Genomic DNA, 6,620 nt, shown 5'->3' on the forward strand with positions numbered 1-6,620 from the left:
GGTTCATGTCGTTGGCGATGTGGTTCTTCTGGCCCTCGGGGTCCTGCTGGTCGTAGTCGAGTTGTTCCGCGGACCAGTTGTATTCGAGGACGTTGTGGATGCTGGCGATGACGTCAGCCGGGACGAGTTCCGGATCGCCGACGGGTTCGGGCGCGGGCTTCGGATTGGGTACGGGGGTGGGCCCGGCGGTCGGCGGGGCGGTGTGGAGCGTCTCGGTGCCGCGTACGTCCACAGTCCAGCCGGCGTCGGTCAGGGTGGTTGCGATGGCGTGGGCGACCTCTTCACGGGCGTCGCGGCCCGTGGTCCGAGGAGCGGTGACGTCGATCTGCACCCAGTGGGGGCGCCAGATCACGGGCGTGGGGGCGCTGTAACTGACGACGAGGGCCCGATCGCCGGTCTCCGGGTGCTGCGTGAATCCGGCATCCTGCAGCATGCGGGTGGCGCGCTCGGCGGTCGTGGCGTCGTCCGGCAAGGCGCGGAGCACTCCGTCGTCGACGCGGACCGTGCGGACTGCGGCTTCGGGGCTGGTGGGGGCCTGCCCGGTGGCGGTGTATCCGGCGGCGCGCAGCACGCTCATGGCACGGCGGACGCGGGCGGCTGAGGCGGTGGGGAAGGTCAGGACCGTGAAGTCGGTGAAGCCGTCATCGCCGGACTCGGCGTAGAAGAAGCCTTCGTTTCCCGTGGGGTAGCCGCTGGTAGTGAACTCTGCGTGAGCTGCGAGGAGTTCGGCGACGGTGTCGGGGGCGGCCTCGGGTGAGACGGCCTGCGGTGGCACGGCGTCGACCTGGTAGTCGCCGCGGTCGATGTCGATGCCGAGGCTGATGAAGAAATCGCAGAGCAGATCCACGGTGTCACCGCCATTCCATTCGCCGTCGCCGTCCTCGATGTTCTTGATCTGGCGGAGGAGACGGCTGATGGCCTGACCTTCGGGCGTCGCCAGGTTGTACTTCAGGGTGCTGTCGGGCACGGTCTTGTCCTCACGTGATGGTGGGATGCGGGCTTCCGGCGTGCAGCCGTGGCGCGGCTGCGGGCCGGTGGCCGGACCGTGGTGGGCGGCGGGGCAAGCCCCGCAACCGGCGTCATGAGAGGGGCGAAGGCTGCCCTGAAGACGCAACGCCGCCCCGCCCTGGACCAGGGCGGGGCGGCAGGGTCGGGTCAGATGGTCAGGTCAGCTTCCCGAGCGTGTGTCGCAGCGGCTTCGATGTAGGCGCTGGCCAGGGCGGCGGCTGCGTCTCGCTCCTCCTCGTCGGCCGAGTGCTTGCTGCGGGCGAGCAGTCCTGCCGCCTGCCGTAGGTGGTGGGCGCAGTGCCGGTACTGGGAAGCGGCGGCCTTTCCGCCGAGGTCGTCCTGCCATGAGGACCGGGCGTCGGCGATGACTGCAAGGGTGTCCAGCGGGAGGGTGACGCCTGCTCCGACCAGGAGATCAGCGATCTCCCATACCTGGGCACTGGTCGGTCCCCGGTGGGTGTCTGCGTCGCCGTCCGTGTACGGCTGCGCCCCGCCGGGATGGGTGGACCTCCGCACGGCTTCTTGGTCGGCGCTGTCGAGTTCCGGGCCTCGGTCGGCGTCGTCCTCGCGCCGGGGGCTGGTGCTCTGGTGGGCAGTGGAGCGAGTGATCTTGGTGTCGGTCACGCTGGGTTGTCCTCCAGGCGAGGTGGCTGGCTTGGAATGGGTGGCCGGGCGCGCTGGTGGCCGGCAGCGGGGCAACCTCGGCGGGCGCGGGCGATGCGGGTCGGGGCCCGGCGGGGCGGAGCGAGAGTTCGATGCCGGTCATGCTCGGGGTGTTGTCCACGGTGTGGTGCCTCGTCGGGTGCAGGTGCCGTTGGTGCGCCACAGCTGGATCAGATGGCCGGAGTCTGCGATGGCTCGTCCGTCGCGGTCCCACAGGCGGGCTTCGGAGGCTTGGATACCGCCGAGCCAGTCGGACGGCGGGGCCTGGCATACGCAGGTCCGCAGTTCTTCGGCGCCTTCCGCACCGCGGTACAGGGCGGGCAGAACGTTCGAGAGAACCCAGTCGGCAGCTTCAGGGGTCACGGTCAATGTCTCCAGTGAAGGGGCGTAGGTGGTCGGCGACGTGCCAGGTACAGGCGGGTGCCCGCGGCCCGGCGCTGGACGGACCGTGACGTGGATGGGAGCTAGCCGAGCAACACCAGAGAACGGCGGCGGGTCCGTCCCGCTGCGGAGTCCGCAGCGGGACGGACCCGGGAGCAGAAGCTCGGGCCGCTGGCTCAGCTGCCCTGATTGAGACGGCGCAGCTCCGGGAAGTCCCGGCGAATCTGCTCATGCGCCACGGGCGGAACGGCGGGGTAGATCTTGGGATACCGGCTGAGCAGGACACGTTCGGCACGGGTGACTTCGTGCAGGAGCTTCAGCGCCTGGTCCTGGCTGTCGATGGGCTCGCTGTAGTGGTCGCTGCTCGTACCGGAGACGATCCACCCGGTGATCCCCGCTCCGTCACTGCTGGAGGGGTAGAACTGGGCGGCCGCCAGGTTCTGGCCGACGGCGTCAGCGCGGTCGGGGTCGACGGCGCGGGTTTCGTAGCGGTTGCGGCCCAGCTGAATCTGGACGCAGGTGCCGTGAAAGAGCGGAGTGCGCTCGGTGGTGTCGCTCATGTCTCCTACTTCGGGGAGGGATGGTGCGTGTGCCGGGCCTGGGGAAGGGCGCCGCACGGGTGCGTGCCTCGGGCAGGATGAAGGTGCCCCGCCCGTGGGCTAGCGGGGCAAGCGCCGACGGGCGGGGACTGCGTATGGCGGGCCCGCTCCAGCTGATGGGCCAGAGCGAGCCGCTGGTTCAGAGCGGCGGCTCGCTCTCCGGGTGGCTGGTGAAGCCGTCGGTGCCGGGCCACACCGGCAGAATCGACCGGATCGCGCACAGGCCATCGAGGTCGCGGTCCGGCTCGGCGGGCAGCACCAGGATGTTCCGTGTGGGCGAGGGGAGGAAGCGCGCCAGGTCGGCGAGAGTGCCCATCGCGTACCACACCCCCGCCCTGCCTGCTCCCCCGCGCTGCAACGTGGCGCAGGTGACGACGAGTTGCGCGTGGGTGGCGTCGAACAACTCGACCACCAGTTGGTCCGTCGAGCCTGCGGGCCGGATGAGGTAGCTCTTGAGCAGCCGCCCGCACCCCCGCGCGAAACGGGTGTACTCGGCGAGCAGTTCGCGCCGTTCCTGCTCATAGGTGGTCACTGGCTGGTCGGCCGGGTAGTCGAAGTGCGTTCCGATGGGAACCTCTTCGACGACGGGCTTCTGTTGGTCCATGCGGATCGTCCTTCCAGGGACATGACGGGCCCTCGGGTGGCTGTTCCAACTGGTGGTGGGGCCCGTGTGGAGGCTCGCTCGGATCGAGAGGGGCGCGCGGCGCACCATGTCCGGGCGGGGCAACGGGAGTGCCTGGGTGACCGTGTCGGGCAGGGGGCTTAGCCGGGCAACATGTCCGTGTAGGAAGCGAACCGGGCCCGTCCCGGCCGGCGTGCGGCGGGGACGGGCCCGGAGAGGTGGTGTTGAGTCCGGCAGTGTCGCGCCGCGGTCCGCTCGACCGGCGTCAGCAGTGGCTGATTCGGCGGCGATGGGTGGTGGGCTGCGGCACAGCGCGGTTCATCAGGCAGCGGTGGGGTCGTAGAGCGAGCAGGGCTTGGCGTGATGCCGGTTGGCCATTCCTCCACCGTCAGCGGGCGGGATGGCCTCCTTGCACTCGTCGCAGATCTCCGGCTCGGGCTCGTTCATCATGACTCTCCGCGTGGTGCTGAGGGTTGGTGGGCGGTGGCCGCGGTGTCGCTCCGCGGTAGCTGTGCTGCGTCGATCCCAGAACTTCGACCTGGTGGGGCGCACGATGGTCAAGGGCGCCGGACCGTTCCGGAGGAGGCCGTGGCGTTGATGGTCATGTCGCGTCGGTGCGAGCCGTGCAGAGTGACGGACCCGGCGGCGGAGTGAGCATCGACGGTGCCGGACGCCTCGGCGGCGATGGTGAGCGTGACGGACCCTGATGCGGCGCGCACACGAGCCTGCTGCCCGCTGTGCCGGGCCACCTCGACCGACCCGGACGCGGCGTTGACGCTGATCCACTCGGTGACCGTGCCGATCCGCACTGATCCGGAGGCGGCCTCGATCTCCGCACGCCCTACGCTCTCCAGGCGCACCGATCCCGAGGCGGCGTCGATGCGGGCTCCTGCCAGGTGGCCGTAGCCGTGCACGCTGCCGGAGCTGGTGGTTGTGCGCAGCCCGGACCCGGCGGGCAGCAGGATCTCGATCTCGACGCCTCGATGGCCGTTGATGACCGTGCCGCCGGTGGACGACGTGATGGTGACGCCGGACGAGTTGATGTGCATGTCACCGGTGGAGGTGAAGGAGTAGGCGTTGCCCGAGCCGGAGATGTAGGTGTTGCCGTGGCGGATGGTCCGCGACGGCGTTGCGATGCGGGGCACGGTGATGGCCAGCTCGTTGCCGTGGTGCTGGATGCTGGTGTTGAGGGCGGCCTGGGCGTACGGGCTGCCCGGGTCGGCGCAGTACACGCGGACCGTCGGGACCGACAGGCTGGCGTCGACAGCGGACCACACGGTGGCGTCCTGAGCGGTGACAGTGGCCAGCACAGGGCCGGTCTGCCGGTCGTCGCCGGTGAAGGCGGTCAGTGCCTCGGCGCCGGACTGGGCAGCGTCGGAGAGCAACATGCGGTCCGGCAGGGGGGACTTGGCCTGAGCCGGGAGCTGCTGGGCGTCGCGCTTGACGATTTCGAAATTGGTCATTCCTTGGCCTCCCTGGCAGATGGGGCGCGCAGGGGGCCGTGATCGGCCTGCGCGCCGGAGCCCGGCCTCTGGCCGGCCGGGCGGTTGCGGTGGCCCTGGGGGCGGGCCGAGAGGACCGTGGCGGCGGGGAGGGTTAGCGCCGCAAGCAAGCCGGTGGCTCCTCTGCCGCCGGCCTCCGTGCCTCGCCGCTCGGGCAGTCTGCGCAGGTCCGAGGGCAGTTGGGTGGTGAGGTGCGGTGCGGTTTCATGCTGCGGGAGCGATTCCTCGGGTATTTGCCCGGCGCGTCCGCCCTGCGGGACCAAGGAGGAGATGAGGTGGCGCGCCCCGGCAGGCGTGCTTCTGTCTCCGGGACGTCACGCGAAGCAGGAACGCGTGGGTGCTGCCGCGCCCTGCTAATCGGACACGGCCTCGGGCCGTGACGGGCGGCTGTCCGCGGGAGAAGCGAGTGAGCGGAGCCCGTCCGCCAACCTTGCTCCCGGCAGGTCAGGGCCCGTGGCTGGGTCGGAACGCCCCCGGGGCCGTCCTGCGACTGGTGGCGGAGGACGGCCCCGGGGGCGTGGGGTGGGGCTATGCGGTTGGAGCGTGGCTGTAGGCGGAGATGCGGGTCTCGACGCGTCCTGCGTGCTCGGGCTCGGGTTCGAGGTCGTCGTCGGTGATGATGACGTGGGGGCGCCCGGTCGCGTCGGTGACGGTGAAAACGGCTTCGGTGAGTTCGTAGTCGTGCTGCTGTCCGCGCGCTTCGTAGGCCGCGTCCACGGGGTCCGGGAGGCCATCGAGCGTGGTCGCCCAGGCTGCGGTGTAGGTGTCCGGCGCGGTGTCGCTCGGGGGGATGCCCGGGATCAGGACCAGTGGCCCCAGGCTGAGCGCCTGGTCCCAGCCCGCCTCGTGCAGCGTCGCGGTGTAGGCGGCATGCTGGTCCGCCTGGTTGTGGTTGGCGGCCGGGTCGGGGCAGTGGGTGACCGTGATGTAGGTGTCCGGGTCGGCGGTGCGCCGGACGTCCAGCCGGCGAAGGTCGTGCGCGGTGGCCAGTGCTGCGCGGACGGCCGCGATCGCGTGGTCAGGAGCGTGTTTGTCGCCCATGGTTCTCCGTTGCGTGGGTGGGTTCGTTCACCGGCCGGGACGGTCCGGCCACGGTGGACGGTCGCCGCACCGGGTGCTAGCCCCGCAATCCGAGACGGGAGACAGTGCCTCGCTGAACGTGCGTGAGCCCGCCCGGCCGGGGTCGGCGGGGCGGGCCTTGGGGTGCTTGGTTGAGCGGGAGGGGTCAGCGGCGGGTCTTCGGGGCGGCGGGCGCCTTCGGAGCGGCGGGGGCCTTGGGCTTCGGGGCGGGGCCCTTCCGTGCCGGTTCCTTCCGCGCCGGACCTGCGGGCTGGCGTGTTCCCGTAGTGCTCCCCCGGCCAGGGGCGCTCCCCGTCGTGTGCGCAGCGCACGGCTGTGTACCTGCGGGGGCCTTGAGCGTGGGGGCCGTGGTGCAGCGCGTTGGGGAGTGGCCGGTGCCGTTGCCGGAACCGGCGAACACTGCGACGAGCACGAGCAGGATGGCGATGAACAGAATGACCCCGGCGAGCGCGAGCACGGTCAGGGACGGGGCAGTGCGTGTGCGGAACATGGACGCGGTGATCCTTACCTTCACGGTGATGGGAGGGCGCCGGTTCTTGCTCCAGGACCTGGTTCTGCCTTGGTGCTGTCCGGCGGTGAGGACGATCGCCCGGCGGGGACCTAGCAGGGCAACAGCGTCCGTGGGCGCTCCCTCGGCGGGCCCCTGCTGCGCACTCGGCACCCGGCACTTCTCGGGACGGGCACTGACGAGGCCCGCCCCAGCCGGTCACGGCGGGAGCGGGCCAAGGTTGGAGGAGCGGTGCCTGGCGTGTTGCGGGTCAGACC

General features: G+C 70.9%; 7 protein-coding genes. All 7 read right to left on the reverse strand.

The window, feature by feature from the left end; translation table 11 throughout:
* Positions 1–967 (reverse strand): hypothetical protein (locus tag P3H78_RS32595; RefSeq protein WP_276112796.1); only part of this gene is annotated, 967 nt, incomplete at its 3' end.
* A gap of 188 nt (positions 968–1,155) precedes the next feature.
* The gene (locus P3H78_RS32600; RefSeq protein WP_276112797.1) at positions 1,156–1,632 is read right to left on the reverse strand and encodes a hypothetical protein; all 477 of its coding nucleotides are present in this window, start codon (positions 1,630–1,632) and stop codon (positions 1,156–1,158) included.
* A gap of 596 nt (positions 1,633–2,228) precedes the next feature.
* Positions 2,229–2,612 (reverse strand): hypothetical protein, encoded by a 384-nt coding sequence (locus P3H78_RS32605; protein ID WP_276112798.1) that lies wholly within the window; start codon positions 2,610–2,612, stop codon positions 2,229–2,231.
* 178 nt (positions 2,613–2,790) lie between these two features.
* Entirely contained in the window at positions 2,791–3,255 is a 465-nt protein-coding gene (locus P3H78_RS32610; RefSeq protein WP_276112799.1) for a hypothetical protein, read from the reverse strand.
* A 339-nt stretch (positions 3,256–3,594) separates the two neighbouring features.
* Positions 3,595–3,723 carry a hypothetical protein gene (locus P3H78_RS32615; RefSeq protein ID WP_276112800.1) on the reverse strand — a complete coding sequence of 43 codons (129 nt, stop codon included), beginning with the start codon at positions 3,721–3,723 and terminating at the stop codon, positions 3,595–3,597.
* Between the two features lie 107 nt (positions 3,724–3,830).
* Complete coding sequence (locus tag P3H78_RS32620) at positions 3,831–4,736, reverse strand: DUF4097 family beta strand repeat-containing protein (protein ID WP_276112801.1); 906 nt, start codon at positions 4,734–4,736, stop codon at positions 3,831–3,833.
* A gap of 567 nt (positions 4,737–5,303) precedes the next feature.
* Positions 5,304–5,816: a hypothetical protein gene (locus P3H78_RS32625; protein ID WP_276112802.1), complete on the reverse strand. Its 513-nt coding sequence runs from the start codon at positions 5,814–5,816 to the stop codon at positions 5,304–5,306.
* Between the last annotated feature and the right edge of the window lie 804 nt (positions 5,817–6,620).

This window comes from Streptomyces tropicalis (assembly GCF_029269835.1).
In the GTDB taxonomy this organism is placed as follows: Bacteria; Actinomycetota; Actinomycetes; order Streptomycetales; family Streptomycetaceae; genus Streptomyces; species Streptomyces tropicalis.